Below are 25,403 nucleotides of genomic sequence, written 5' to 3' on the forward strand. Positions count from 1 at the left end.
ACCTCAGCCATTCTGGCCAACGGTAGCGACGATGGTGACCTGCTTGTTGTCCGGAATTTCCTGGTAGGCCAGTACACTCATGTTCGGCGCTGCCATCCGGGCGAAGCGGGACATCATCCCGCGGATCGCACCAGCTACCAGCAGCACCACTGGCTTACCCATCATTTCCTGACGCTGCGCTGCCTCGATAAGGGAACGCTGCAGTTTTTCAGCCATGCCAGGCTCAAGGAACATACCGTCCTCGGCGCCCTGACCGGCCTTCTGCATACTACTTAGCAACATCTGTTCCAACCTTGGCTCAAGGGTGATAACAGGCAGCTCAGGCTCCATTCCTACGATGTTCTGGACGATTGCGCGGGACAACGCGACTCGTACGGCACCGGCGATGGCGGCGGGATCTTGACTCCGCGGACCGACGTTGGCGATGGCTTCGGCGATGGTGCGGATGTCGCGGACCGGTACCTGCTCCTGCAGCAGCTGCTGGAGGATCTTGAGCAGGGTCGACAGGGAGACGATGCCGGGCACCAGTTCTTCGGCCAGCTTGGGCGAACTCTTGGCCAGCACCTGCAGCAATTGCTGGACTTCTTCGTGACCAATCAGCTCGTGGGCATGCTTGAAGAGGATCTGGTTGAGGTGGGTGGCGACCACGGTACTGGCGTCCACCACGGTGTAACCCAGGGATTGGGCCTGGTCACGCTGGGTGACGTCGATCCAGACGGCTTCCAGACCGAATGCCGGATCCTTGGCGGCGACGCCATTGAGGGAGCCATAGACCTGACCGGGGTTGATCGCCAGTTCGCGGTCGGGATAGATCTCGGCCTCGGCCACGCTCACGCCCATCAACGTCAGACGATAGGCATTGGGCAGCAGGTCCAGGTTGTCGCGAATATGGACCGAGGGCATAAGAAAGCCGAGGTCCTGGGACAGCTTCTTGCGCACGCCCTTGATCCGCGCCAGCAGTTGGCCACCCTGGTTGCGATCGACCATGGGGATCAGCCGGTAGCCGACTTCCAGACCCACCATGTCCACCGGGGTCACGTCGTCCCAACCCAGCTCCTTGGCCTCGGCCGGGCGCTGCACGGGGGCCAGGTCCTGCTGCTTCTTGGCTTCGACTTCGGCGGTCTGCTTGGCCTGGCGCTGGCGCTTGTAGATCAGCCAGGCACCGGCGGCGGCACCACCGCCCAGACCAAGGAACGGCAGGTGCGGCATGCCCGGCACCAGGCCCATGGCGATGATGATGAAGGCCGATACCGCCAGCGCTTTGGGCGAGGCAAACATCTGACGATTGACTTGCTGACCCATGTCCTCGGCGGAAGAGACGCGGGTCACCATGATGGCGGCGGCGACCGACAGCAGCAGCGACGGGACCTGGGCCACCAGGCCGTCACCGATGGTCAGCAGGGCGTAGATGCGGGCAGCGTCGCCGAACGACAGACTGTGCTGGGCCATGCCGATGGCCATGCCGCCGATGAGGTTGATGAAGAGGATCAGCAGGCCGGCGACGGCGTCACCGCGCACGAACTTGCTGGCACCGTCCATGGAGCCGTAGAAATCGGCTTCCTGGCCCACTTCGGTCCGGCGCTTCTTGGCTTCGTTCTGGTCGATGATGCCGGCGTTGAGGTCGGCGTCGATGGCCATCTGCTTGCCGGGCATGGCATCCAGGGTGAAGCGCGCCGACACCTCGGAGATGCGGCCGGCACCCTTGGTCACCACCACGAAGTTGATGATCATGAGGATGGCGAACACCACCGCACCGACCACGTAGTTGCCGCCGACCACCACCTCACCGAAGGCCTGGATGACCTTGCCCGCGGCGTCGTGGCCATCCTGGCCGTGCAGCAATACCACGCGGCTCGAGGCCACGTTCAGCGCCAGGCGCAACAGGGTCGACACCAGCAGGATGGTCGGGAAGACGGCGAAGTCCAGCGGCCGCAAGGCGTAGACGCTGACCAGCAGGACCACGATCGACAAGGCGATGTTGAAGGTGAACAGCACGTCCAGCAGGAACGGCGGCATCGGCAGGGTCATCATGGCGAGCATCGCCAGGACGGCCAGCGGCACGCCCAGGTTGCCGCGAGCCAGACCGCGCATGTTGCCCATCATCAGGGATTTATCGACTTTCACACCCATTCCTCGCTTGCCGGTGCCGTCGTCACGGAAAGTTGACGCAGCGCACTGTTCGCAGAGGCCTGAGCAAGCTCCGGGCCAACTGCCCAACAGCTTGAATCCGCAAGGTTTTCCGGAGGCGATACAGGACTGGTTACGGATCGGTGGAGCGGCGGGCTGAACCCCAGGTGAAAGACGCGAGTCTGTCTAGGGACCTGCGCTAGCGCGCCTATCCGAGGAGCATCATGATGAAAATCTGGACCGCGACGCTGTTGGCCACCTGCCTGGCCGGCACTGCCCAGGCGGCTGAATCCCTGACGATTCCCGTGAACAAGGTCACGACCGACGGTGTGGGTGAAAGCGTCGGCAGCGTGCAGGTGACCCGCTCGAAATATGGCCTGGTCTTCACCCCCGACCTCAAGGGCCTGGAGCCGGGGATCCATGGTTTCCACGTCCATACCAAGCCCAACTGCGGCCCGGCCGAGGTGAATGGCACCTTGACCGCTGGCGGCGCCGCGGGTGGTCATCTTGATCCGCGCAACACCGGCAAGCACAGCGCGCCCTGGTCGGACGATGGTCACCTGGGCGAACTGCCGGCGCTCTATGTGACCGCCGACGGCCAGGCCACCCAGCCGGTGCTGGCGCCACGCATCAAGCGTCTCGAAGAGATCAAGGGCCATGCCCTGATGGTACATGCCGGAGGCGACAACTACTCCGATCAGCCCAAGCCCCTGGGCGGTGGCGGCGCCCGCGTCGCCTGCGGCGTCATCAAGTAGGCGCCTTCCCCTCCTCGTCCCGCCGCAGATCCGGCGGGATGGGCAGGTCTGACAGCTTGGGCTTGCGGCCACGTCCGGCGCGGAATTGCCTGAGCTGATAGACATAGGCCAGGACCTGAGCCACGGCCACATAGAGCCCGGCCGGAATCTCCTGATCCACATCGGTTGAGTAATACACCGCCCGCGCCAGGCCGGGTGATTCCAGCAGCGAGACCTGGTGTTCCTGGGCGATCTCGCGAATCTTCAGCGCAGTGAAATCGCTGCCCTTGGCCACCAGCACCGGCGCCCCGCCCTTGGCCGCATCGTACTTGAGGGCCACGGCGAAGTGGGTCGGGTTGGTGATGACCACATCGGCATTGGGCACCTCGGCCATCATCCGCTGCTGCGCCATCTGCCGCTGCATCTGGCGAATCTTGCCCTTGACCTCCGGCTTGCCCTCGCTGTCCTTGTATTCGTCCTTGATCTCCTGCTTGGTCATCATCAGTTTCTTGCGATTGCTGAAGATCTGGAAGGGCACGTCCACGGCTGCGATGATCAACAATCCCAGCGCCAGCAGCAGCGTGGCATGCCCCACCACCTGCATACTGTGCAGCAGCGCCTGCTCCAGCGGCAGCTTGGCGATCTGCAGCAACGCCGTGCGCTCGCTCATCAGCACCAGCACCGACACGCCGAGGATGATGAAGAACTTGCCCAGCGCCTTGAGCAGCTCCACCAGGGAGTTCTTGGAGAACATGCGTGTGATGCCGGACAGCGGATTCATCCGACTCGGCTTGGGCGCCAGCACCTTGCCGGAAAACAGGAAGCCGCCCAGGGCGATATGGCCGACGATGGCGGCGATCACCACCAAGACAATCATTGGCACCATCCCCAGCATCGCCGCCTTGCCCGAGGCCAGCAGGAAGGTGCCCATGAAGCGTTCGTCCATGACCTCTTCGCGTCGCAACGAGAAGTTGCTGCGCATCACCTCCAGCAGCTTGCCACCGAGGAAGGCGCCGTACATCAGCAGGCCGCCAACACCCGACAGCATGACTGCCACCGTACCGAGTTCGCGTGATCGCGGGAGCTGCCCCTCCTCCCGAGAATCACGCTTGCGTTTCTCGGTGGGGTCTTCTGTGCGGTCTTCGCCATCGGATTCAGCCATGCGGCATACCTCCTAGCGTTCGCGGGCGAGTTCGCGCAGCCATTGCAGCGCCTCGCTGGCGAGACTTTCGTAGTGGGACAGGATATCGGCGGTGCCAAGCCAGACGATCACCATGCCCAGCACCACGATCAGCGGCATGCCGACGGAAAAGATGTTCAGCTGCGGCGCCGCGCGGGTCATGATGCCGAAGGCGATGTTGACCACCAGCAGCGCGGTGATGGCTGGCAGGACCAACAGGATGCCGGCACCCAGTACCCAGCCCAGCCGGCCGGCGATCTGCCAGAAATGCTCGACGCTCAGGGTATCCCCTACCGGCAGGGTGACGAAGCTCTCGGCAAGGATCTCGAACACCACCAGATGACCGTTCATGGCCAGGAACAGCAGCGTCACCAGCATGGTGAAGAACTGCCCCATGACCGGGGCCGAGGCGCCGTTGACCGGATCGATCATGGACGCGAAGCTCAGACCCGCCTGGGTCGAGATGATCTGCCCGGCCACCACGAAGACATGGAAGAACAGCTGCAGGCTGAAGCCCATCACGGCGCCGATGAGGATCTGCTCGACGATCAGCGGCAAGGCCTGGACGCTGATGGCATCCACCTGTGGCATCGGGGGCAAGGTGGGTACCAGCACCAGGCTCAACGCCAGGGCCAGGTACATCCGCACCCGCACCGGGACCAGGGTGGTGCCGATGATCGGCATGGTCATGAGCAGCGCGGCGATGCGAAACAGCGGAAACAAAAAGCTGCCGACCCAGCCGCCGATCTGGGCGTCGCTGAGCGCGAGCATGGGCTAGCCGATCAGCCGCGGAATATTGGCGACCGAGGTCTGGATGAACTCCATCAACTGCCTGACCATCCAGGGCCCCAACACGATCAGCGTCAACAGGGTGACGATCAGGCGCGGCAGGAAGCTCAGGGTCTGTTCGTTGATCTGGGTCGCCGCCTGGAACACCGCCACGATCAGGCCAACGATGAGGCTGGGTACCACGAGCACGGCCACCAGCAGCGCGGTAAGCCAGAGGCCCTGGCGGAACAGGTCGACGGCGACTTCAGGGGTCATTTCGCTTCTCCACGCAAAGGGGCACCGCTAGACGGTACCGAAACTGCTCGCCAGGGTGCCCATGATCAGCGCCCAGCCATCCACCAGCACGAACAGCATCAGCTTGAACGGCAGCGAGATGATCATGGGTGACAGCATCATCATGCCCATGGCCATCAGTACGCTGGCGATCACCAGGTCGATGACCAGAAAGGGAATGAAGATCATGAAGCCTATCTGGAAGGCGGTCTTGAGTTCGGAGGTGACGAAGGCCGGCACCAGGATCGACAGCGGTGCCTGATCAGGGCTGGCGATGTCGGTGCGCTTGGACAGGCGCATGAACAGGTCCAGGTCCGATTGCCGGGTCTGACCCAGCATGAAGTCCTTCATCGGCACCTGTGCCCGATCGATGGCATCCTGGGCGCTGAGCTGCTCCTTCAGGTAAGGCTGTACGGCGGTAGTGTTGATGCGGTCGAACACCGGCGCCATGATGAACAGCGAGAGAAACAGCGCCATGCCCACCAGCACCTGGTTGGAGGGCGTGGTCTGCAGCCCCAGCGCCTGGCGCAGGATGGCGAAGACGATGACGATGCGGGTAAAGCTGGTCATCAGCATGACGAACGCCGGGATGAAGCTCAGCGCCGTCATGATCAGCAGGATCTGCAGGCTGACCGAATATTCCTGCTGCCCCTGACCGTTGGTACTCAAGGTGATGGCGGGTATCGACAACGGGTTGGCCTGCCCGGCCTGCTGTGCCAGCGCCAGGGGCGCGAACAGCAGCACGGCCAGTCCCAGCAGCCAGCCCAGGGTACGCCCCAGGCCGGCCGGTAGACGCAAAGGGGTCATGGTTTCGCCTTGGGATCGCGGCTGATGAGTTCCAGCAGGCGCTGGGCGAATTCTGGCGGCGGCGCCTCCGTCTCGCCCAGGCGAACCGGTTCGCGCAGGCTGTGCAACGGCGTGATGCGCCCTCCGGCGACGCCGATCAGCAGCTGCTCCTGACCGACCTGTACCAGCACCAGCCGCTCGCGCGGTCCGAGGTGCTGGGTCGAGATCACCTTGATCGCCTGCTGGCCGCGCGGGCCCTGTTGCTGCACGCGACGCACCAGCCAGGCCAGGCCGAGGATCAGGCCGATCACCAGCAGCAGGCCCAGCAGCAACTGGCCGAGCTGAGCCCCCACGTCCAGCCCGGGACTGGTGGCTTCGGCGGCACGCACGGTCAGGGGAAGCAGACCCAGCGGCAGGAGCAGACTCTTCATGGATCACCGCAGCTTCTTGATACGTTCCGTGGGACTGATGACGTCGGTCAGGCGGATCCCGAACTTCTCGTTCACCACCACCACTTCACCATGGGCGATCAGCGTACCATTCACCAGCACGTCCAGTGGCTCGCCAGCCAGACGGTCGAGCTCGATGACCGAGCCCTGGTTGAGTTGCAGCAGGTTGCGGATGGAGATGTCGGTGTGGCCGACCTCCATGGAGATGGTCACGGGGATGTCCAGGATCACATCCAGGTTGGGACCTTCCATACCGCTCACCGCCAAACCTCCACTGCTTTGTCCGAATTCTTCGACCGGTGCCTTGGGCGGCTTGGGCGGTTCTACCTGGGTACCCTGGGCCATCAGGGCATCGATATCGTCCTGACTGGCATCGCCGGCTTCGGCCAGGGCCGCGGCCCATTCGTCCGCCAGGGCTTGTTCTTCGGGGTTCTCTTCCATCGTCTAGGTCTCGTGCTACGCCGGGCCGCGGCCCGGACGGGAAAACATTGCCGCTCAGCGGCCGCGGCTGACCGGTTCGAGAATCTGTAGGGCCAAATTACCCTTGCGCGCGCCCATCTTGACCTTGAAGGTGGGCATGCCGTTGGCTCTCATGAGCATCTCTTCCGGCATCTCCACCGGAATCACGTCGCCAGGCTGCATGTTGAGGATATCGCGGAGTTTGAGTTGCCGCCGGACAACCGTCGCTTCCAGGGGAACCCGGACATCGAGCAGATCCTCGCGCAGGGCCTTGACCCAGCGTTCGTCCTGGTCGTCCACGTCCGACTGGAAACCGGCGTCGAGCATCTCGCGAATCGGCTCGATCATCGAATAAGGCATGGTCACGTGCAGCTCACCGCCACCGCCATCCAGTTCGATGTTGAAGGTGCTCACCACCACCACTTCGCTGGGGCTGACGATGTTGGCCAGCGCCGGGTTGACCTCGGAATTCATGTACTCGAACTGGCAGTCGAGCATGGCGCCCCAGGCTTCCTTGAGGTCGATGAAGCACTGGTCGAGCACCATGCGCACCACCCGCAATTCGGTGGGGGTGAATTCGCGACCTTCGATCTTGGCGTGACGGCCGTCACCGCCAAAGAAGTTGTCTACCAGCTTGAACACCAGCCGGGCGTCGAGGATGAACAGCGCGGTACCGCGCAATGGCTTCATCTTGACCATGTTGAGGCTGGTAGGCACGTACAGCGAGTGGATGTATTCGCCGAACTTGGTGACCTGCACCCCGCCCACGGATACATCCGCCGAGCGCCGTAACAGGTTGAACATGCTGACCCGGGTATAGCGGGCGAAACGCTCGTTGATCATCTCAAGGGTCGGCATCCGCCCGCGGACGATACGATCCTGACTGGTAAGGTCGTAGCCCTTGATGGTGCCCGGCTCGGCATCGGTCTCGGTCTCGACGATGCCATCGTCGACCCCGTGCAGCAGGGCATCGATTTCATCCTGGGAGAGCAGATCTTGCACGGCCATGGTGTTACCTATTGCAGGACGAGATTGGTGAACAGTACCTGTTCGATGGTGGTCTGGCCGGTCAGTTTCTTCGCCAGCTCCTGAACCTTGCTGGTAGCCTGCTGACGCAACATTTCCTTGCCCACCGGCGTGAGCAGGCTATTGAAGTCCTGCCCGGAAAACTGCATGACCAGCAGATTCCGCACCTGCGGCAGCTGCGCCTTGAGCGCGTCCATCTGCGCCTGGTCGCGCCCCATCAGGGTCACCGTGACCTGCATGTAACGCTGCCGACCATCGGCGTTGTAGTTGACCACGAACGCCGGCACCAACGGCTGATAGACCGCAGCCAGATGCACCGGTGCCGCCGGAGTAGCGGGCGCAGCGTGCTCGGGCTCGGCGTTCTTCTTGCCCAGCAGGAACCAGGTCGCTCCCACGGAGGCGCCGATGACCAGCAGCAGGGCCACGACGATGATGATGATGAGCTTGAGCTTGCCTTTGCCCTTGCCTTCCGCGGCTGCACCCTCTGCCGCGGGCGCCTGCTTCTTCGCCATAAGTGCTCGACCGAATCCTGTGCTGCGCGTCACCCTTGTCGAGTGACGCAGCTAACCTATTGATACGAAGGGGATATAGCAGGTGCGGCCCAGGCTGTCACCTGGGAGCCGGTGGCCTGTCACGCGTAGTAGTCGACCAGACTGCGCGCCGCGAGCGTCGCCGAGCCGCGGGTTTCGGCGACGTTCGCCACCGCTTCATCCTCGCCGCCGCTCGCGGCACCACCGCGACCTCGGCGTGATCCCTCGTTCTGAGCGCCCTGCTGCGACTGCTGCCAGGCCTGGCCCGACGACTGGTCGGAGACGTTTACATTGGCCAGGTTCATGCCCTGCTGGGCGAAGAGCTCACGCAAGCGCTGGCTGCCGTTTTCCAGCGCCTCGCGCACATCGGCGTGGGGACTGGCGAAGGTGACCTGGGTCTGGTCCTGGGTCATGTCGATCCGTACTTCCAGTTTGCCCAATTGCGCCGGTTCCATCTGGATGTCGGCGGTCTTGAGGTTCTGGCTGGACATCCACATGACCTTGTCCACCACGGCCTCACTGAAGTTGCCGGCCTGTGGGCTGAGCGGCTGGCCAGGCACCGTAGCGGTAACCGGACGGGCGGTTTGCGCCGGCGTGCTCATGGCTTGCGACAGGGCAGTGAGCTTGTCGGCGAAGGCGTCGGTCTTGGTCGGCATCGCCGCGTCCTGATCGCCCCCCTGATCCAGCGTCAAGGCCAGGGCGGCACTGGCCGCCTGATCGGCCGCCGGAACCGCCGCGCTGGCATCCGGCATCATGCCCTGCAACTGCGTCGCCGCCAGGTTGTTGGCAGTGGTGGCTGCCTTGCTGGCATCTGTCTGAGCCTGAGGCACCTGGCCCAGCATTTGCGCCAGACCATCGTCCGAGACCTGCTCGCCAGCTTTGGCCGGGGTCGCCGCTGCACCCGTGCCTGCACCCGTAGCGGTCGCCGGCATGGCGGTGGCCACGGCGCCGCCCAGCAAGGCCGCCGGATCCAAGGCCTGAGTGGTGGCAGTGGTAGCGGCGGTAGCGGCCTCTGCCGCCGTTCCGGTCGGGACCTGGGGTGTTGGCGCCGGCATGGCTACCGGTTGCGGGAGCTGACCGGTCATGCCGAACATGAACAGCGGATCCAGTACCGCGTCGACCGGCGCCTTGGTCTCTTCGCCCTGGGCCACCGGCAAGGTTTTGCCGCTGTCGTCGGTCGCGGCTGCCGACTGCTCACCGCTCTTGGCAGTGGTGTCGGCCTGAGGCTTGGCGTCCGCCGTGCGGTCGTCATCGCCAGCGCGTTTCACCCGGTCATCGCCATCCCGGGCGCGCGCGGGTTCGTTCCTGCGCGCCTGACTGGACGCCTTGCTATCGCTGGAGTCCCGCGGCTTTTCGCTGCGTACCGCTTCCCGCGGTTGTTCCTGGGCAAAGACGTCGGCAAATCGTTCCTGAGTCGGAGAGCGATCCTGGGGAGAGGGGGTTTTGACCGCAGTCCTGCCAGGCGTGGCCGGAGAGCTTGCGGCGTTGAGAAGAAAATCGGGCACGACGGCCATGGAAGGCTCCAAGCGACGGGTTTTCCAGAAACTTGCAAGTTGCGCGCCAGCCACAAACGCCAGCACTTTGACGAGACTCAGGTCGTGTAGCGTTGCCGCTCGACCTTGAACAAGATGCGCACGATGGCGAACTCACGCTCCATCGCGGAGACGCCCATGGCCAGCTCGGCGGTGGAGGCCCGGCGCCGGGCGCCCTCCTCCACGTCCCGGCACAGTTGCGCCAAAGGCGCGGCACCCATGTTGCCGGCGCTACCCTTGAAGCTGTGCGCCAGCTGGCGAACCTGCTCGGCATCGCCACCAATCAGGCTACGCTTGAGTTCCGCGATGCGTTCTTCACAGTCCACGAGAAAGGTATCGATGAGGTCGACGTACTCCTCCTCCATGCAGTCGCGCAGGGCGGCGAGCGTTTCCGAATCAAGATGGGTGGAAAACATCGATACTCTCACTGACAAGGGCACTGGTACTGACGAGGCAACAAACACCCCGCAGGTCTGCGGGACCTATAGATAGGTCGAACGCGCCCGCTGCGCATATTCGTCCATCTGCTTCTGCTCGCGCTTGTCCTCGACCAGGCGCTGCTCCTGCTTGTAGCGCTCGACCAGCTTGCGCAGGCCTTCGAGCCGGGCATAGCGCTCCTGCCACTGCGCGCGCGCCTTGGCGACCACGTCGCGGTGCCACTGAGCATTACGCTCCTGCTGGCCGATCGCCTCTTCCAGCTGACTGAGAAAACGCTGATAGCCGATCAGCCATTGCCCGGTGACACCCTGACTGCCGTTGGCCACCAGCCGCTGCTGGTAGTCCTCGCGATAGCGCTGCAATTCGCCCAACTTGAACTCGGCCTGGGCCAGTTGCTGCTGGCACTGCCCCAGGCGCTGGGCGGCGTCGCGCTCGTCGCGCTCACTCATCTCCACCACGGGGCCCAGACGTTCGGCTCTGCCTTTCATGATCTATCAGCCTCCCAAGACAGCCTGGAGATTGGCGGCGCTTTGCTCCAGCGACTCGCTTTCGCGCAACCCTTGGCGCAGGAACTGCTGCATGGGGGCGTAACGGGCGATCGCCAGATCGGTTTCGGCATTCCCGCCAGGCACATAGGCGCCAACGCTGAGCAGGTCCTTGGCCTGCTGGTAGAGCGACCAGAGCTGCTTGACGCGCTGGGCGTTGCGCAGATGCTCCGGACTGACCACCTGGGGCATCACCCGGCTGATGGACGCCTCGATGTCGATCGCCGGATAGTGGCCTTCCTCGGCCAGGCGCCGCGACAGCACGAAGTGACCATCCAGCACCCCCCGCGCCGAGTCGGCGATGGGATCCTGCTGATCGTCGCCCTCCGATAGCACAGTATAAAACGCCGTGATCGAACCCCCACCCTTTTCTGCATTGCCGGCGCGCTCCACCAGCCGCGGCAGCTTGGCGAACACCGAGGGCGGATAACCCTTGGTGGCGGGCGGCTCGCCGATGGCCAGGGCGATTTCCCGTTGCGCCTGGGCATAACGGGTCAGGGAATCCATCAGCAGCAGGACGTTCTTGCCCTTGTCGCGAAAGTATTCGGCGATGCGGGTGCAATACATGGCCGCTCGCAGGCGCAGCAGGGGCGCATCGTCCGCTGGCGAGGCCACGACCACCGCTCGCTTGATGCCCTCCTCGCCAAGGATATGCTCGATGAATTCCTTCACCTCGCGGCCCCGCTCGCCGATCAGCCCGACCACGATGATCTCGGCCTTGGTCAGCCGGGTCATCATGCCGAGCAGCACGCTCTTGCCCACCCCGGTACCGGCGAACAGGCCCAGACGCTGGCCACGTCCTACCGTCAACAAACCGTTGATGCTGCGGATACCCACGTCCAGGGGTTCGCTGATGGGTTCGCGCTTGAGCGGGTTGATGGTGGGGCCGTCCATGGGCACCCAGTCTTCGGCGCGCATGCGGCCCTTGCCGTCCAGGGCATTGCCCAGACCATCCAGCACGCGACCGAGCATGGACATGCCCATGGGCAGGCGGCCGGTATCCGGCACGGGCACTACCCGGGCGCCGGGAGCGATGCCGGCCAGGCTGCCCACCGGCATGAGAAAGGTCTTGTTGCCATTGAAGCCCATCACCTCGGCTTCGACTTCCACGGGCTGGTAGCCCCCACCATTGATCAGGCGGCAGCGGCTGCCAACGGCCGCGCGCAGGCCTTCAGCCTCCAGCGTCAATCCGACCATGCGCAGCAGGCGACCTTCGATCACCGGCTGCTGCTCGACCCGGATGGCTTCATCGTAACCGCCAAGACGGCGTTCGAAACTCAGGCGCTCAAGACGCATGGGAGGCATCCTCGATGTCGATGTGCAGGTCGGCTTCCTGGGGCTGGGTCGCCTGGTGGCGTTGCTGTTCGGCCAGTTGCGTCAGTGCCTGGGTCAGGCGAGTCTCGATGCTGGCATCGATCACACTGCTCTCGGTCTCGATCCGGCACCCGCCAGGCATCAGCGTCTCGTCTTCGAGGATACGCCAACTCTCTTCATGTCGGTCACGCAGGGCCTTCATCAGTTCGAAATCCTGGGGGCTGACCTGGATGCGGATGTTCTCGGCACCCATGGGCAACAGCTTCAGCGCCGTGCGCACCACTTGCCCCAACTGACTGGAATCCATCTGCAGTTCGCGCTGGATGACCTCGCGGGTGATGTGGCGGATCAGCTGTACCATACCGGCTTCCAACGCCTGGTCCTGATCGCCGATCGGATCGAGCAGATGGGTCATCAGGGTTTCCAGGCTGGCCAGCCGCGCGGTCAAGGCTGCTTCGGCCTCCTGGCGGGCCTTGAGCTGACCGGCGTGATAGCCATCGCGCTCGCCGGTCACGAAGCCCTCGTTGTAGGCCTCCTGACGAATCGCCTCGAGTTCTTCGAGGGTAATCGGCTGGACCTCTTCGACCGGCACCTCCTCGATCAGGGTCTCAGGCTGAGGCTCCGGCTCGGGTGCTGCGGGCGCAGGGATCTCCTCGGGCTCGTCGAAGCTGTCGAAGGCCGGCAACCGCCAGACATCGAACACTTCCAAGTCCCGCGCCCTGATCAGTTCGCTCGCCGATTCTTTGCTCATTACCTGTCCGTCAGAAAACCGCTACTGACAGGACATTAGCAAAGCCCAGGCCAACCCCTGCAACCTGTCAGACCATTTCCTCGCCACCCTTGCCACCCAGGACGATCTCCCCGGCATCGGCCATGCGCCGGGCGACGCTGAGCACCTCTTTCTGCGCCCCCTCCACCTCGGACAGCCGCACCGGCCCCTTGGCTTCCAGGTCGTCGCGCAGCAGTTCGGCCGCGCGCTTGGACATGTTGCGGAAGAACTTCTCCTTGATGCCCTCGTCGGCGCCCTTGAGCGCCAGCACCAAGACGTCGGACGACACCTCGCGCAGCAAGGCCTGGATACCGCGGTCGTCGACATCGGCCAGGTTGTCGAAGACGAACATCAGGTCTTCGATCTGCCCCGACAGATCCTGATCCGCGTCGCGGATCGCCTCCATCAGCGGGCCTTCGACCGAGCTGTCCAGGTAGTTCATGATGTCAGCGGCGCGCTTCACACCACCCAGGGCGGTACGGGTGGTACTCGCGCTGCCGGAGAACTGCTTCTCCAGGATCAGGTTCAGTTCCTTGAGCGCCGCCGGTTGTACGGTGTTGAGCGAGGAGACACGCAGGACGATGTCCAGGCGCACCTTGTGGTCGAAGTGCCCAAGCACCTCGGCGGCCTGATCGGGATCCAGATAGGCCACCACGATCGCCTGGATCTGCGGGTGCTCGTAGCGGATGACATCCGCCACCGCCCGCGGCTCCATCCACTTCAGGCTGTCCAGACCGCTGGTGTTGCCGCCCAGCAGGATACGGTCGATCAGGCCACTGGCCTTGTCCTCACCCAGCGCCTGGGTCAGCATCTTGCGGATGTAGCCATCGGCGCCTACGCCCAGGCTGGTTTGGTCACCCACCACCTCGATGAAGTCGCCCAGCACCCGCTCGACCTGCTCGCGGTTGACGTTGCGCATCTGGGCCATGGCGGTGCCGACCTTCTGTACTTCCTTGGGTCCCATGTGACGCAGGATCTGCGCAGCATCGGCCTCACCCAGCGACAGGAGGAAGATGGCGGCCTTCTCGACTTTGGAAAGTTGCGCGTCATTCGTCGCCATTGATCCAATCCTTCACTACCTGGGCGACACGGCCCGGATCATCGTTGACCAACTGCTTGATGGCCGTCAGCTGAGCATCATAGCCCTCGCTGGGGCTAGGCAGCAGCAGCGGCGCCGGACCTGCCAGACTCACCTTGTCGTCGGCCAGATCATCCCCCAAGCCATCCAGACCACCGACCCCCAGGGCACCGGCGCCACCGGCGGCGGCCAGAGCGGCGGCGTCCTTGGTGTTGCCGCCGGACAGATTCTTCAGCACCGGACGCAGCACCCCAAAGACTAGCACCAGGATGAACAGCACACCGAGCGCCTGCTTGACCACACCCCAGAACCAGGGCTGCTGGTAGAAGGGAATGCTTTCGATCTCTTCCTGCTGCACCGGCGCGAAGGGCGCGTTGATCACGCTCACGCTGTCGCCACGGCTGGCGTCGAAGCCCACGGCATCCTGCACCAGGCGGGTAAAGCGAGCCAGGTCTTCGGTGGTCCAGGGCTGGTGAGTGACCTTGCCGGCCGCATCGACCTTGACCTGGTCATCCAGTACCACCGCGACGGAAAGTCGACGCAGGCGGCCCTGTTGCTGACGGGTGTAGCTGATGCTGCGGTCCAGCTCGTAGTTGCGGGTATTCTGCTCACGCTTGTCGGTCGGGTACGGCAGGGTCGCCGGCAGGCTGGTCTTGCTGTCATAGATGTACTGGTCGTTGGCGTCGCGCAGCGGCTGGCCCGGAGCGATGTAGTTCGCGCCGCCACCCTGGGCACCGGCCTTTTCGGGGGTCGAGGACGGACCGGGCGGCTGGTTGGACAGTGCACCGGGCACACCCTGGGCGCCGCCGCCGGAAGTCTGACGTTGCTCGCTGTTCTGCTGCTCGCTACGTAGGGCAGGTTGATCCGGGTTGAACTGCTCCGACGTCGACTCCACGGCGTTGAAGTCCACGTCGGCGGCCACCTCGGCTTTGAAGCGGCCGTTGCCGAGCACCGGCTGCATGATGTTCTGCACGCGCTGGGTCAGGGAGCCTTCCATCTTGCGGGTATAGTCCAGCTGCTTGCCAGCGATCGACAGCTCGGACAGGTTCTGCTGATCGGATAGCAGCTGGCCTTTCTGATCGACGATGGTGACCTGGGACTTGTCCAGCTCAGGCACGCTGGTGGCGACCAGATTGATGATCGCCATGACCTGACCGGCATCCAGGGTACGGCCAGCATACATCTCGACCAACACCGAGGCGCTCGGCTTGCGCTCGTCACGGACGAACACCGAACTCTTCGGAATCGCCAGGTGCACCCGGGCACCCTTGATGTTGTTGAGGCTGGAGATGGTGCGGGCCAGTTCGCCCTCCAGGCTACGACGATAGTTCGCCGCCTCCATGAACTGGCTGGTGCCCAACGGCTGCTCCTTGTCCAGCAGTTCGAAGCCTACGTTGCCGTCGGTGGGGGTAATGCCGGCGGCGGCCATTTTCATGCGCGCACGACCGAGATCGTCGGACTTGACCAGCAGAGCGCCGGAATTGGGATCGACCTTGTAGCCGATATCGGCTGCGCCAAGGGCCTGCAGGACCTGATTCGCGTCCAAACCATTCATGCTGGTGTACAGCGGCCGATAGTCGGGCTGCTGGGTCCAGAGCACCACTGCGAAACCCAGGGCGACACTGGCCGCCAGGCCGATCAGCAGACCCAGCTGACGCAGCAGTGGCATATCTGACAGGTTGTCGAGAAAGCTGAGGCCCAGCAGCGACTTCTTCGGCTTGTCTTCAGCCTCCGGCTTGGTCGTGGGGACGGGTGCGTTGGTAAGAGCGTCAGCCATTTTCTAGCCCGTCCTCAAATCGACATTTGCATGATGTCTTGGTACGCCTGGACAAACTTGTTGCGTACCTGGGTCAAGGCCTGTACGGAGATGCTGGCCTTCTGCGAAGCGATCATGACTTGAGTGAGGTCGACGCCACCCTGCCCCAGCTCGAAGGCCTTGGCCATCTCGCCAGCAGTCTGCTGGGTTTCATTGACGGAGCCCACGGCCTTGCTGAGCATGTCGGCGAAGCTCGGACCTTGGACCTGCTCGGCGCCAGCAGCAGGGGCTGCTACGGCTTTCGGCCGGGCCATGGCCTCGGTCTGCATGGAACGCATTTCCAGCATCAACCGATTGAACTCGACACCTTGAACCATTTGCTCTGCTCCTCTGGCACGGGAAATTGACGCCGTACCCACTCGTGTCAGAGATAGAGCAATGCCTGTGCCAGATCCTGAAAATCAAGCTAAAACAATAGCTTGGAGATAGGCACAGAGAGATGATTAAAGTTTGTCGACAATCAGTCGACGGTGAGCAAGGTGCGATTGCGTTGCAGCAGGGCCTTTCCGATACCCTTGACCTCGAGCAGCTCGTCCACCGAGGCAAAGGCGCCATGAGTCTGGCGATGCTCGACGATGGCCTGGGCCTTGACGGCCCCGATTCCCCGCAGCCGTTGCAGCGCGGTGACGTCGGCGACATTGATGTTCAGCGACGCCTGCTCAAGGCTAGAAATGACTTTGGCGGCGCTGCCGCGGTCGGTTTCGCAGGCGCTGGCCCAGGGGCTGAGCAGGACCAACAACGTCACTATCCAGATGAATCTCATAGAGGAACCTCCGTGTTCCACTGTGTCATCCGGGAAGCTTAAACCGCTCCGTCAAAAGGTCAACTCACCAGCGACCCCGCCTGGGCGTGCTCGGTCTTGAGCGCCAGGAGGGTCTGGCGGACGCCTTGACGCCAATCGCTGGGCGCTATGCCGAACTGCTGCTCCAGCACGCTGGAATCCAGCATGGAATAGGCGGGCCGCTTGGCCAGCGTCGGAAATTCGGAGGTCGCGATCCCGGTAATGAGAGGGGTTCGCTGCAGCATGCCGAATTCCTCTCCGGCATCGACGATATAGCGCGCGAAATCGCACCAGCTCAGGCCGCTGTCACCACCGAAATGGTAGAGCCCATAGGCCGCCTGATCCGGCTGGGCCTGGACCTTGGCTGCGATCTGCAGCAGCGCATCGGCGATATGACCCGCATAGGTCGGGCAGCCGACCTGATCCCTCACCACCCGCAACTCATCGCGATCAGCCGCCAGGCGCAGCATGGTCTTGAGGAAGTTGTTGCAGTGTTCGCTAAACACCCAGGCCGTTCTCAGCACCACCGATCGGGGGCAGGCGGAGAGCACGCGATTCTCCCCTTCCAGCTTGGTCATGCCGTACACGCCGGAGGGGCTGACGGGATCCTCGACCTGATAGGGCTCGGTGGCCGTACCGTCGAATACATAGTCGGTGGACAGGTGCAGCAGCGCGATACCGGCCGCCCCACAGGCCTGAGCCAGTACCGCAGGGCCTTCGATATTGCCGCGCGCGGCAATCTCCGGCTCCTGCTCGGCCTTGTCGACCGCCGTATAGGCGGCCGCATTGATCACCACGTCCGGCGCGAACCGCTGGAGATGGCTGGTTACCGAGCCTTCGTCAGCAATATCCAGAGTGACACGTCCATGGGCCTCCCATGCCAGTTCTGAACGCTGAAGCCGGTCGGTCAGACAACGTCCGACCTGACCGTTCGCTCCGGTAACCAGTATCTTCATCTATACAGCTCCGCCAATCGAAGTCCTTGTGCATCTTTGGCGGACAGGATGGGATCCTTGACCCGCCAGTCGATATTCAGATCCGGATCATTCCAGATCAAAGACCCTTCATCAGAGGGATCGTAATAATCTGTGCACTTGTATTCAAAATCAGCGGTTTCCGACAGCACCACGAAGCCGTGGGCGAGGCCCGGCGGTATCCACAGCTGGCGCTTGTTGTCCTCGGAGAGGATTTCGGCCACGACATTGCCAAAGGTGGGCGAACCGCGACGAATGTCGACGGCCACGTCCAGTACCTCGCCACGCACGACCCGCACCAGCTTGCCCTGCGGCTTGCTGCGCTGGAAATGCAGACCACGCAGGACGTTTCTAGCTGAACGCGAGTGGTTGTCCTGCACGAATGGCAGGGTGATTCCTGCCTGCTGGGCATAGCGATCGGCCTGGAAGGACTCCAGGAAGAACCCGCGGTCATCACCGAAGACCTTGGGCTCGATCAGCTTCACATCGGGAATCGCGGTGTCGAAGACTTGCATCAGTCCTGCTCCTTGCACAGCCGCGCCAGGTACTGACCGTAGCCGGTCTTGCTCAGGGCTTCGGCCTGCAGGGCCATCTGCTCGCAGGTGATCCAGCCTTTCTGGAAGGCGATCTCTTCAAGGCAGGCGACCTTCAGACCCTGACGTTTTTCGATGGTCTGCACGAAATGGCCAGCTTCCAGCAAAGCGTCGTGGGTACCGGTATCCAGCCAGGCGAAACCACGGCCCAGCAGGGACACGTTCAGCGAACCACGGCGCAGGTACTCGTTGTTGACGTCGGTGATTTCCAGCTCGCCGCGAGGCGACGGCTTGATATTGGCGGCGATGTCCAGCACGTCGTTGTCGTAGAAATACAGACCGGTGACGGCGTAGTTGGATTTCGGCTTCTTGGGCTTCTCTTCGATACTCAGGGCCTTGCCCTGAGCATCGAATTCGACGACGCCAAAACGCTCGGGATCTCCTACATAGTAGCCAAAAACAGTGGCACCCTTTTCCAGGCTCGCTGCCTTGAGCAGCGTGTCACTGAAATGCTGACCATAGAAGATGTTGTCGCCCAGGACCAGGCAAACGTTGTCATCGCCGACGAATTCGCGACCGATGATGAAAGCTTGGGCCAAGCCGTCCGGGCTGGGCTGCTCGGCATAGCTCAGCTGCATGCCGAAATGGCTGCCGTCGCCGAGCATGCGCTGGAAGCCAGGCAGGTCGTCTGGCGTCGAGATGATCAGCACTTCCTGGATACCGGCCAGCATCAGCACGGACAGCGGATAGTAGATCATGGGCTTGTCGTAGATCGGCAGCGACTGCTTGGACACGCCCAGGGTAATGGGGTGCAAACGGGTACCGGATCCGCCGGCCAGCAGAATTCCCTTGTATTTGCTCATGGCAATCGTCCTCTGAAAATTGGCTGTTGCTGTCGGTCGGACACGCCCAGGGGCGTGTCCGCGATAGGATCGTTAAACGGCTTCGCCGAGACGCTCGAGACGATAGGCGCCGGACAGTACCCGCTGCCACCACTCACGATTGTTCAGGTACCAGGTTACGGTCTTGCGCATGCCGGTCTCGAAGGTCTCCTCCGGCGTCCAGCCCAACTCGCGGCCGATCTTGCTGGCGTCGATCGCGTATCTCATGTCGTGACCGGGACGATCCTTGACGAAGGTGATCAGGTCGCGATAACGCTCCACGCCTTCGGGCTTCTCCGGCGCCAGCTCTTCGAGCAGGTCGCAGATGGTCTCGACGACCTGCAGGTTGCGCTTCTCGTTGTGACCGCCAATGTTGTAGGTCTCGCCGATCTCGCCCTGGGTCACCACGGTATAGAGAGCCCGGGCATGGTCTTCGACGAACAGCCAGTCACGCACCTGAGAGCCGTCGCCATAGACCGGCAGCGGCTTGCCATGGATGGCATTGAGAATGACGTGGGGAATCAGCTTCTCGGGGAAGTGATAGGGGCCGTAGTTGTTCGAGCAATTGGTCACCAGCACCGGCAGACCGTAGGTCCGACCCCAGGCGCGCACCAGATGGTCGCTGCCGGCCTTGCTGGCCGAATAGGGCGAGCTCGGCGAATAGGGCGTGGTTTCGGTAAAGAGGTCGTCGGTGCCATGCAGGTCGCCGTACACCTCGTCGGTGGAGATATGGTGGAAACGGAAGGCTGCCTTGGCTTCCGGTTCCAGCTCGTTCCAGTAGGCACGAGTCACTTCCAGTATGACGCCGGTGCCGACCACATTGGTCTGGATGAAGGCGGCAGGGCCCTCGATGGAGCGGTCCACGTGGGACTCGGCTGCCAGATGCATGACTACGTCGGGCTGGAAGGACACGAAGACCTGCTGCAGAGCGGCGAAGTCGCAGATGTCCACCTGATGGAACTCATAGCGGTCGGAGTCGGCGACTTCGGCCAGGGAATCCACGTTACCGGCGTACGTCAGTTTGTCGACGTTGGCAACCTTGCATTGGGTCTCGTTGATAAGAAAACGTACTACGGCGGAACCAATGAAACCCGCGCCACCTGTTACCAGTACCTTCATCCTGAATCCTGCCTATATCGATTTGTACATCATCGCGCCCAGCGCCGCGGGCGAGACATCGGAGGACGGCGCAGCCATCCCTGGCTCAGGCGTTAGCCACAGCTATCCGCCCAAAGACCTGAGTTAAACAGTAACAGTAAAGGAAAGTTCAGCTCAGAGACAGGAGGGTGCCGCTTCTGTGCTCGGCTTCAAATCCGTGCCTGGTAAAACCGTGGCAGGAATCACTCAATAGATCTTTTGCCATGCAGCCAATCGACGATATCACCCTCTGGAGAGTAACCAGTAACGGTCTCACGGAGCAGTTGCCGCACCCGAACATAATCCCCTGCATCAATAGCGGCACTTAGCTCCACAATAGTCGTCCTGAAAGAATCCCAGACCAAAAAGTCCTCGCTAGCACGCATAATTTTGGGATGGGACGTTGGACTTACGTCATCACCGATAAGCAACTCTTCGTAAAGTTTCTCGCCAGGACGCAGTCCGGTGAACTCGATTGCCACATCGCCATGGGGATTGTTTGGGGAGCGCACGCTCAAGCCTGACAGCTTGATCATCTGCTCGGCCAGCTCGACGATCCGTACCGGCTCGCCCATGTCGAGCACGAAGACGTCACCACCCTCTCCCATGGCACCCGCCTGGATGACTAGCTGGGCAGCCTCGGTAATAGTCATGAAGAAGCGCGTGATCTTGGGATGGGTGACGGTCACCGGCCCACCTTTGCGGATCTGGGTACGGAACAGCGGGATGACCGAGCCGGACGAGCCCAGCACGTTGCCGAATCTCACCATGGTGAAACGGGTGCGATTGACCTGATGGATACCATCCGCCTGACCGTGCAGCACGGGCGCGGCCTCGCGGCTCAGCGCCTGGAGGATCATCTCGGCCAGCCGCTTGGTACTGCCCATGATATTGGTGGGCCGAACCGCCTTGTCGGTTGAAATCAGCACAAAGCTGGTCACGCCAGCCTGAATGGCCGCCTGGGCGGCGTTGAGGGTTCCCAACACATTGTTGCCGAATCCCTCGGCGATGTTGTGCTCGACCATGGGCACATGCTTGTAGGCTGCCGCATGATAAAAGGTAGCCACCTTCCAATGTCGCATTACCTGCAAGAGCAATGGCGCATTACGAACTGAGCCCAGCACGGGTACCAGGGTGACCGGTAGGGCTTCGCGCTGGATATAGGCGTCCAGCTCACGATGGATGCTGTAGAGATTGAATTCGGCATGGTCAAGCAAGATCAGAGCGCGCGGCTTCTGACCAATGATCTGCCGGCAGAGTTCGGCACCGATGGAGCCCCCGGCCCCCGTCACCATCACAACTAGGCCAGTGATGCAACGGGCAAATAGCTCCGGCCTAGACGCAACCGGGTCACGCCCCAGCAGGTCTGCGATGTCGACTTCCTGCAAGTCATCCATTTGCACCTTGCCGCAGGCCAAGTCACTGATTCGAGGTACGGTCCTGACATGCAATGGGTAAGGCTCCAACAAGCCGAGCACCTCACGCCGTCGTGCACGAGTAGCTGACGGGATCGCAAGAAGAACCTCCTCGGCGCCTGTTTCCTCAATCATCTGTTGAATGTGCTTAGGAGTGTAGACTTTGAGCCCAGCGATGATGCGGTTGGCGATACTTTTGTCATCATCAATGAAGGCCACCGGGCGCATGGCCCGGCCCATGCGCAGGGCAGCGACCAGTTGGTTGCCGGCCGACCCGGCGCCATAGATGGCGACCCGCGGCAACTCATCAGGCTGCTTGATGAAGGGCACTGTGATGGCGCGATACCAATCGCCCAGAAAGTACTGACGCAGCGCGAGGCGCAGCCCCCCGATCAGGATCAGGCTGACGATCCAGTAATTGAAGATCATCGAGCGCGGCACAATCTCTGGCAGATCGCGATACCAGTAGATGACCACGGACAATAGCAGCACAGACAATGTTACCGCTTTGGCGATGGCGATCAGCGCATCATTGCCTAGATAACGCATGACCGCGCGGTACATGCCGAAGCGGATGAACAGCGGGATCGCGATGGCCGGCGCTGTGATGAACAGCCACGCATGACCACCAAAGGGCTCGATCATATGCGCAGAACCGAGACGCAGATAGAACGCTAGCCACAAGGAGATCCAGATCAATATCAAATCAACTGTGACTTGAATAGTTCGCTTGGTACGCCGGTCCAGCTTGACCAAATGGTCACGCAACATATCAGTGTCCCTAATCCCTGATTCCGGTGGACTGCGCAGCCGCGGCTACCTCATCGGTCCCAGCATGGTATCGAAGGGCCAGGCAAAGCAAAGGCCCATAGGCAAGCAAGAGGCCCAGTATGGCACTTAAATTCCCGGTGCCCACCAGCAAAGCGATAGGCAGCAACCCGCACAGATTGATCACCAACACGGCCAGGGTCACCGGCCGGTGCTCGCCATGCCGGCGAGACGCCCACTGATAGGCATGGGTGCGATGGGCTTCGTAGGGTTTCTTGCCGCGACTCAGCCGGCGCAGCAGCGTCCAGGTCGCATCCACCACGAAGACACCAAGCAGGATCAGCCAGGCCCAGAACAGCGACAGATCGGTCAGCGCCGCCTGCAGCGAAAGAATGCCGAGGACCAGGCCGAGGAAGCCGCTACCCGCATCGCCCATGAAGATTCGGGCAGGCGGAAAATTCCACAACAGGAACCCGCTGACCGCTGCCGCCAACAGCAGCGGCGCCGCCACCAACTGGCTCTGACCGACGAATACATACACCAGCGCCATACCCAGACAGACAGTCAGGGCTTCCACGGCGGCGATACCATCGATACCGTCCATGAAGTTGTAGAGGTTCAGCAGCCAGACCAGATACAGACACCCCAGAGCAATTATCAGCCAACCGGGCAACCCGAGCGACCCGGCCAGAGTATCAGGCAGGACGCCATAGCCACCCAGCCACAGCAGGGTGCCCAGGGCGGCAAGAAAATGGCCGAGCAACCGCCAGCCAGCACCGACATGACGATGATCGTCAACGAAGCCCAGTACCGCCACCAGCAACCCTGCCCCTGTCAGCACACCACAGAACGAAGGTTCTAGCCGTCCCAGCAGCAGCAGGACTGCGCAGCCGAGCAGAAATACCACGACGATCGCCAGGCCGCCGCCACGAGGTGTCGCCACCTGATGCGAACTACGGGCATTGGGTTCATCGAGCAAACCGCCGGACAAGGCATAGCGCCTGAGTGCTGCGGTACCCAGCCAGCTGCAGCCAACGGCTGCTATCAACAACAGCAGCAGCATCACCTGCCCTCCGGGTGTGCTTGCTGCGCTCCCAGCGCCCGAAGCGCAATGCGCGCCGACAGCGGAGGCTGCCAGCCGAGCAAGGCCTTGGTAGGCTGAATATCGACTTGCAGTGAACCACAGAGTCTTTGCGCTACATCGCCGCGACCCAGCAGCCGAGCGCCCCATTCGAGCCAGGCAGGTGGAATCGGCATCAACCGGGCATTGCGCCCCAAGCCTTCGGCCAGTAGCTGCAGCAATTCGGCAGTAGATACGTCCTCGTCGTCACTGGCCAGCAGGATGGCGCCCGCGGCCTTGGGCGCCTCGATGCACAGGATCAACAGATCGACCAGGTTCTCCAGGGCCAGCAGGCTGCGCCTGTTATGGCGGACACCGCCCAAGGGCAGAGGTACACCACGAGCCAGGGTGTCCAGCAGGCGAGCCACATTGGCTTTTACTCCAGGCCCATAGATCAGCGGCGGTCGCACGATGACCACTTCCAGCCCAGTCTCGGCCATCAGCACCAGCAGCTGCTGTTCGGCGGCCGCCTTCGAACGTGCATAGGCGTCACTGGGCGCAGGAGGATCGTCAGCGCGAAAGGGCCGACCGGGCTGAGTCCAGTCGCCGTTGACCTTGATACTGCTGACAAAGATGAAGCGGCGAACGCCGACGGCAGAGGCGTCCCGTGCCAGCTTCAGCGTGGCAGCTCGATTCACTTCGTCGTAGCGCCTTTCGCTCTCCGCGCCCGGCTGTTCGCCCAACTGGTGGACGCGCGCCGCGAGGTGAATGACCGTGTCCACCCCTGCCAGCGCTGCACACCAATCGGTATCGCTGGACAGCTCCTGGATCACCGTCGTGATGCCACCCACGGTAGAAGCCGCCGACGCCTGGCGTTGCGCTGCGATCACCGGATACCCCTTGGTCTGCAGCTGCCTAACCAGGGCGGCACCCACGAAGCCTCTCGCACCCGTCACCAGAATCTTGCGTTCCATCAATGCGTTGCGCCGTGCCAGTCAGCCAGGAAAGGGGGCTTATGGTAAGACATTGCCCCGCGAGGGCCTAGCCGCGCAAAACGCGGGCATAAAAAAGCCCGCCAAGCGTGAGCCTGGCGGGCAGTAAAACGGTAAAGCTTTAGAACGTCTTGGCAGTCGCCCGCACTTCAACGGCCTGGAAACGAGCGGCCGGAGAAGCAACGTAGTGACGGGAGAAGCTCTCAACGCGCTGAGCGGGCTGCAGGAACAGAGCTACCATCCAGCTGCCAGCCAGAGCAGCGACGGCCAGGAAGGGATGCCCAAGTTGCATGCTGGTAAAGCAGGCGGCGATACCAATCCAGATGAAAAGATAGTGGCGCATGACAACTTCCTCACTCGGCGTGGACTACGAGGTCACCCAAGACCTTATGTGAAGGAAGTCTCATACAAAAATCGGAACTCGTCTACAAAAATATCAAAACGCCTTGACTTTTTTTTTAAACGTCAAAATACCGATGAAAAATGAATAAACAACGCTTTTTTGACGATTCTAGCTCAGATTAAAAAGGCAGCAGAATCAATAGCTTAGAGTGAAATCGAGCAGACAGAAGAGTTGGGCGACGGCTTTATGGCTCTAACTCGTTGACCCTGTCTCTCAACTCCTTGCCCGGTTTGAAATGCGGCACGAACTTTCCGTCCAGCAATACCGACTCGCCTGTCTTGGGATTGCGACCGGTCCGAGGCGCCCGATAATGCAGAGAAAAGCTGCCGAAGCCCCTGATTTCGATGCGATCACCTGTGGAAAGCGCCTGGGCCATCTGCTCCAGCATGGTCTTGATAGCCAGCTCGACGTCCCTGGACGAAAGTTGCCCCTGGTAGGACACGATGCGCTCGATCAACTCCGACTTGGTCATGGATTTTTTCCTTCGTTATCAAGCGGCTAGATCACCTTCAAGGACTTTTAGCACGCTGGCCGATTTTTGAAAAGTCAAGCAGGTCGCTTTCGCCTCGGTAACTTTTACGTCTCATGACCACCCTGCTTCCCTTTCTGCAGAG

28 protein-coding genes are annotated in these 25,403 nt (G+C 62.2%); 1 reads left to right on the top strand and 27 read right to left on the bottom strand.

Features of this window, described 5'->3' with window-relative positions; translation table 11 throughout:
- Window positions 1-3: 3 nt before the first annotated feature.
- Window positions 4-2,103 carry a flagellar biosynthesis protein FlhA gene (gene flhA, locus APT59_RS14690; RefSeq protein ID WP_237140617.1) on the bottom strand — a complete coding sequence of 700 codons (2,100 nt, stop codon included), beginning with the start codon at window positions 2,101-2,103 and terminating at the stop codon, window positions 4-6.
- A gap of 251 nt (window positions 2,104-2,354) precedes the next feature.
- On the opposite strand from flhA, the gene sodC reads away from it, so the two are divergent.
- The gene (gene sodC / locus APT59_RS14695) at window positions 2,355-2,882 is read left to right on the top strand and encodes a superoxide dismutase family protein (protein WP_059315543.1); all 528 of its coding nucleotides are present in this window, start codon (window positions 2,355-2,357) and stop codon (window positions 2,880-2,882) included.
- On the opposite strand, the gene flhB is transcribed toward sodC, so the two are convergent.
- The 26 genes from flhB to ihfB form a co-directional block, all read right to left on the bottom strand.
- On the bottom strand, window positions 2,875-4,023 hold the full coding sequence (gene flhB, locus APT59_RS14700) for a flagellar biosynthesis protein FlhB (protein WP_059315544.1): 1,149 nt from the start codon (window positions 4,021-4,023) through the stop codon (window positions 2,875-2,877). The two genes, sodC and flhB, sit on opposite strands and share 8 nt — an antisense overlap.
- 12 nt (window positions 4,024-4,035) lie before the next feature.
- The gene (gene fliR, locus APT59_RS14705) at window positions 4,036-4,812 is read right to left on the bottom strand and encodes a flagellar biosynthetic protein FliR (RefSeq protein ID WP_059315545.1); all 777 of its coding nucleotides are present in this window, start codon (window positions 4,810-4,812) and stop codon (window positions 4,036-4,038) included.
- Window positions 4,813-4,815: 3 nt separating this feature from the next.
- On the bottom strand, window positions 4,816-5,085 hold the full coding sequence (fliQ, locus tag APT59_RS14710) for a flagellar biosynthesis protein FliQ (protein WP_027597972.1): 270 nt from the start codon (window positions 5,083-5,085) through the stop codon (window positions 4,816-4,818).
- A 27-nt stretch (window positions 5,086-5,112) separates the two neighbouring features.
- The gene (gene fliP, locus APT59_RS14715) at window positions 5,113-5,910 is read right to left on the bottom strand and encodes a flagellar type III secretion system pore protein FliP (protein ID WP_156428963.1); all 798 of its coding nucleotides are present in this window, start codon (window positions 5,908-5,910) and stop codon (window positions 5,113-5,115) included.
- Window positions 5,907-6,320, bottom strand: coding sequence for a flagellar biosynthetic protein FliO (fliO, locus tag APT59_RS14720; protein WP_059315546.1), 414 nt, complete (start codon window positions 6,318-6,320; stop codon window positions 5,907-5,909). The genes fliP and fliO overlap by 4 nt, the downstream gene beginning before the upstream one ends.
- 3 nt (window positions 6,321-6,323) lie before the next feature.
- On the bottom strand, window positions 6,324-6,779 hold the full coding sequence (fliN, locus tag APT59_RS14725; protein WP_059315547.1) for a flagellar motor switch protein FliN: 456 nt from the start codon (window positions 6,777-6,779) through the stop codon (window positions 6,324-6,326).
- A gap of 54 nt (window positions 6,780-6,833) precedes the next feature.
- Window positions 6,834-7,805, bottom strand: a complete 972-nt coding sequence (gene fliM / locus APT59_RS14730) for a flagellar motor switch protein FliM (protein ID WP_007160377.1) — start codon at window positions 7,803-7,805, stop codon at window positions 6,834-6,836.
- 8 nt (window positions 7,806-7,813) lie between these two features.
- Window positions 7,814-8,335, bottom strand: coding sequence for a flagellar basal body-associated protein FliL (fliL, locus tag APT59_RS14735; RefSeq protein ID WP_059315548.1), 522 nt, complete (start codon window positions 8,333-8,335; stop codon window positions 7,814-7,816).
- A gap of 119 nt (window positions 8,336-8,454) precedes the next feature.
- Window positions 8,455-9,867, bottom strand: coding sequence for a flagellar hook-length control protein FliK (locus tag APT59_RS14740; RefSeq protein ID WP_059315549.1), 1,413 nt, complete (start codon window positions 9,865-9,867; stop codon window positions 8,455-8,457).
- 77 nt (window positions 9,868-9,944) lie between these two features.
- Window positions 9,945-10,301: an Hpt domain-containing protein gene (locus APT59_RS14745; RefSeq protein WP_059315550.1), complete on the bottom strand. Its 357-nt coding sequence runs from the start codon at window positions 10,299-10,301 to the stop codon at window positions 9,945-9,947.
- 66 nt (window positions 10,302-10,367) lie between these two features.
- Window positions 10,368-10,811, bottom strand: coding sequence for a flagellar export protein FliJ (fliJ, locus tag APT59_RS14750; RefSeq protein ID WP_059315551.1), 444 nt, complete (start codon window positions 10,809-10,811; stop codon window positions 10,368-10,370).
- Window positions 10,812-10,817: 6 nt separating this feature from the next.
- Window positions 10,818-12,164 carry a flagellar protein export ATPase FliI gene (fliI, locus tag APT59_RS14755; protein WP_059315552.1) on the bottom strand — a complete coding sequence of 449 codons (1,347 nt, stop codon included), beginning with the start codon at window positions 12,162-12,164 and terminating at the stop codon, window positions 10,818-10,820.
- Entirely contained in the window at window positions 12,154-12,933 is a 780-nt protein-coding gene (fliH, locus tag APT59_RS14760) for a flagellar assembly protein FliH (protein WP_059315553.1), read from the bottom strand. Before fliH ends, fliI begins: the two co-directional genes overlap by 11 nt.
- A gap of 67 nt (window positions 12,934-13,000) precedes the next feature.
- Window positions 13,001-14,011 carry a flagellar motor switch protein FliG gene (gene fliG, locus APT59_RS14765; RefSeq protein ID WP_059315554.1) on the bottom strand — a complete coding sequence of 337 codons (1,011 nt, stop codon included), beginning with the start codon at window positions 14,009-14,011 and terminating at the stop codon, window positions 13,001-13,003.
- Entirely contained in the window at window positions 13,998-15,806 is a 1,809-nt protein-coding gene (fliF, locus tag APT59_RS14770; protein WP_059315555.1) for a flagellar basal-body MS-ring/collar protein FliF, read from the bottom strand. The genes fliG and fliF overlap by 14 nt, the downstream gene beginning before the upstream one ends.
- Before the next feature lie 14 nt (window positions 15,807-15,820).
- Entirely contained in the window at window positions 15,821-16,162 is a 342-nt protein-coding gene (gene fliE, locus APT59_RS14775) for a flagellar hook-basal body complex protein FliE (protein WP_059315556.1), read from the bottom strand.
- Window positions 16,163-16,305: 143 nt separating this feature from the next.
- Entirely contained in the window at window positions 16,306-16,608 is a 303-nt protein-coding gene (locus tag APT59_RS14780; protein WP_059315557.1) for a ComEA family DNA-binding protein, read from the bottom strand.
- 59 nt (window positions 16,609-16,667) lie between these two features.
- A complete protein-coding gene (gene rfbD, locus APT59_RS14785) occupies window positions 16,668-17,582 on the bottom strand; it encodes a dTDP-4-dehydrorhamnose reductase (protein ID WP_059315558.1) in 915 nt (304 codons plus the stop codon).
- The gene (gene rfbC / locus APT59_RS14790; RefSeq protein ID WP_059315559.1) at window positions 17,579-18,115 is read right to left on the bottom strand and encodes a dTDP-4-dehydrorhamnose 3,5-epimerase; all 537 of its coding nucleotides are present in this window, start codon (window positions 18,113-18,115) and stop codon (window positions 17,579-17,581) included. Before rfbC ends, rfbD begins: the two co-directional genes overlap by 4 nt.
- On the bottom strand, window positions 18,115-18,996 hold the full coding sequence (gene rfbA / locus APT59_RS14795) for a glucose-1-phosphate thymidylyltransferase RfbA (protein ID WP_059315560.1): 882 nt from the start codon (window positions 18,994-18,996) through the stop codon (window positions 18,115-18,117). The genes rfbC and rfbA overlap by 1 nt, the downstream gene beginning before the upstream one ends.
- A 72-nt stretch (window positions 18,997-19,068) precedes the next feature.
- On the bottom strand, window positions 19,069-20,133 hold the full coding sequence (gene rfbB / locus APT59_RS14800) for a dTDP-glucose 4,6-dehydratase (protein WP_059315561.1): 1,065 nt from the start codon (window positions 20,131-20,133) through the stop codon (window positions 19,069-19,071).
- 221 nt (window positions 20,134-20,354) lie between these two features.
- Complete coding sequence (locus tag APT59_RS14805; RefSeq protein ID WP_059315562.1) at window positions 20,355-22,337, bottom strand: polysaccharide biosynthesis protein; 1,983 nt, start codon at window positions 22,335-22,337, stop codon at window positions 20,355-20,357.
- 10 nt (window positions 22,338-22,347) lie between these two features.
- Complete coding sequence (locus tag APT59_RS14810; RefSeq protein ID WP_059315563.1) at window positions 22,348-23,397, bottom strand: MraY family glycosyltransferase; 1,050 nt, start codon at window positions 23,395-23,397, stop codon at window positions 22,348-22,350.
- Entirely contained in the window at window positions 23,397-24,368 is a 972-nt protein-coding gene (locus tag APT59_RS14815; protein WP_059315564.1) for an NAD-dependent epimerase/dehydratase family protein, read from the bottom strand. Before APT59_RS14815 ends, APT59_RS14810 begins: the two co-directional genes overlap by 1 nt.
- A 139-nt stretch (window positions 24,369-24,507) precedes the next feature.
- Entirely contained in the window at window positions 24,508-24,729 is a 222-nt protein-coding gene (locus APT59_RS14820; protein WP_059315565.1) for a hypothetical protein, read from the bottom strand.
- 244 nt (window positions 24,730-24,973) lie between these two features.
- A complete protein-coding gene (gene ihfB / locus APT59_RS14825) occupies window positions 24,974-25,261 on the bottom strand; it encodes an integration host factor subunit beta (RefSeq protein ID WP_007160396.1) in 288 nt (95 codons plus the stop codon).
- Window positions 25,262-25,403 lie beyond the last annotated feature (142 nt).

This window comes from Pseudomonas oryzihabitans (assembly GCF_001518815.1).
GTDB classification, from domain to species: Bacteria; Pseudomonadota; Gammaproteobacteria; order Pseudomonadales; family Pseudomonadaceae; genus Chryseomonas; species Chryseomonas oryzihabitans_E.

Excerpts from the sequence above, each read along its gene's own strand:
- flhA (WP_237140617.1), bottom strand. The coding sequence starts at position 2,103 with ATGATGGGCAACATGCGCGGTCTGGCTCGCGGCAACCTGGGCGTGCCG.
- sodC (WP_059315543.1), top strand. The coding sequence starts at position 2,355 with ATGAAAATCTGGACCGCGACGCTGTTGGCCACCTGCCTGGCCGGCACT.
- flhB (WP_059315544.1), bottom strand. The coding sequence starts at position 4,023 with ATGGCTGAATCCGATGGCGAAGACCGCACAGAAGACCCCACCGAGAAA.
- fliR (WP_059315545.1), bottom strand. The coding sequence starts at position 4,812 with ATGCTCGCGCTCAGCGACGCCCAGATCGGCGGCTGGGTCGGCAGCTTT.
- fliQ (WP_027597972.1), bottom strand. The coding sequence starts at position 5,085 with ATGACCCCTGAAGTCGCCGTCGACCTGTTCCGCCAGGGCCTCTGGCTT.
- fliP (WP_156428963.1), bottom strand. The coding sequence starts at position 5,910 with ATGACCCCTTTGCGTCTACCGGCCGGCCTGGGGCGTACCCTGGGCTGG.
- fliO (WP_059315546.1), bottom strand. The coding sequence starts at position 6,320 with ATGAAGAGTCTGCTCCTGCCGCTGGGTCTGCTTCCCCTGACCGTGCGT.
- fliN (WP_059315547.1), bottom strand. The coding sequence starts at position 6,779 with ATGGAAGAGAACCCCGAAGAACAAGCCCTGGCGGACGAATGGGCCGCG.
- fliM (WP_007160377.1), bottom strand. The coding sequence starts at position 7,805 with ATGGCCGTGCAAGATCTGCTCTCCCAGGATGAAATCGATGCCCTGCTG.
- fliL (WP_059315548.1), bottom strand. The coding sequence starts at position 8,335 with ATGGCGAAGAAGCAGGCGCCCGCGGCAGAGGGTGCAGCCGCGGAAGGC.
- APT59_RS14740 (WP_059315549.1), bottom strand. The coding sequence starts at position 9,867 with ATGGCCGTCGTGCCCGATTTTCTTCTCAACGCCGCAAGCTCTCCGGCC.
- APT59_RS14745 (WP_059315550.1), bottom strand. The coding sequence starts at position 10,301 with ATGTTTTCCACCCATCTTGATTCGGAAACGCTCGCCGCCCTGCGCGAC.
- fliJ (WP_059315551.1), bottom strand. The coding sequence starts at position 10,811 with ATGAAAGGCAGAGCCGAACGTCTGGGCCCCGTGGTGGAGATGAGTGAG.
- fliI (WP_059315552.1), bottom strand. The coding sequence starts at position 12,164 with ATGCGTCTTGAGCGCCTGAGTTTCGAACGCCGTCTTGGCGGTTACGAT.
- fliH (WP_059315553.1), bottom strand. The coding sequence starts at position 12,933 with ATGAGCAAAGAATCGGCGAGCGAACTGATCAGGGCGCGGGACTTGGAA.
- fliG (WP_059315554.1), bottom strand. The coding sequence starts at position 14,011 with ATGGCGACGAATGACGCGCAACTTTCCAAAGTCGAGAAGGCCGCCATC.
- fliF (WP_059315555.1), bottom strand. The coding sequence starts at position 15,806 with ATGGCTGACGCTCTTACCAACGCACCCGTCCCCACGACCAAGCCGGAG.
- fliE (WP_059315556.1), bottom strand. The coding sequence starts at position 16,162 with ATGGTTCAAGGTGTCGAGTTCAATCGGTTGATGCTGGAAATGCGTTCC.
- APT59_RS14780 (WP_059315557.1), bottom strand. The coding sequence starts at position 16,608 with ATGAGATTCATCTGGATAGTGACGTTGTTGGTCCTGCTCAGCCCCTGG.
- rfbD (WP_059315558.1), bottom strand. The coding sequence starts at position 17,582 with ATGAAGATACTGGTTACCGGAGCGAACGGTCAGGTCGGACGTTGTCTG.
- rfbC (WP_059315559.1), bottom strand. The coding sequence starts at position 18,115 with ATGCAAGTCTTCGACACCGCGATTCCCGATGTGAAGCTGATCGAGCCC.
- rfbA (WP_059315560.1), bottom strand. The coding sequence starts at position 18,996 with ATGAGCAAATACAAGGGAATTCTGCTGGCCGGCGGATCCGGTACCCGT.
- rfbB (WP_059315561.1), bottom strand. The coding sequence starts at position 20,133 with ATGAAGGTACTGGTAACAGGTGGCGCGGGTTTCATTGGTTCCGCCGTA.
- APT59_RS14805 (WP_059315562.1), bottom strand. The coding sequence starts at position 22,337 with ATGTTGCGTGACCATTTGGTCAAGCTGGACCGGCGTACCAAGCGAACT.
- APT59_RS14810 (WP_059315563.1), bottom strand. The coding sequence starts at position 23,397 with ATGCTGCTGCTGTTGTTGATAGCAGCCGTTGGCTGCAGCTGGCTGGGT.
- APT59_RS14815 (WP_059315564.1), bottom strand. The coding sequence starts at position 24,368 with ATGGAACGCAAGATTCTGGTGACGGGTGCGAGAGGCTTCGTGGGTGCC.
- APT59_RS14820 (WP_059315565.1), bottom strand. The coding sequence starts at position 24,729 with ATGCGCCACTATCTTTTCATCTGGATTGGTATCGCCGCCTGCTTTACC.
- ihfB (WP_007160396.1), bottom strand. The coding sequence starts at position 25,261 with ATGACCAAGTCGGAGTTGATCGAGCGCATCGTGTCCTACCAGGGGCAA.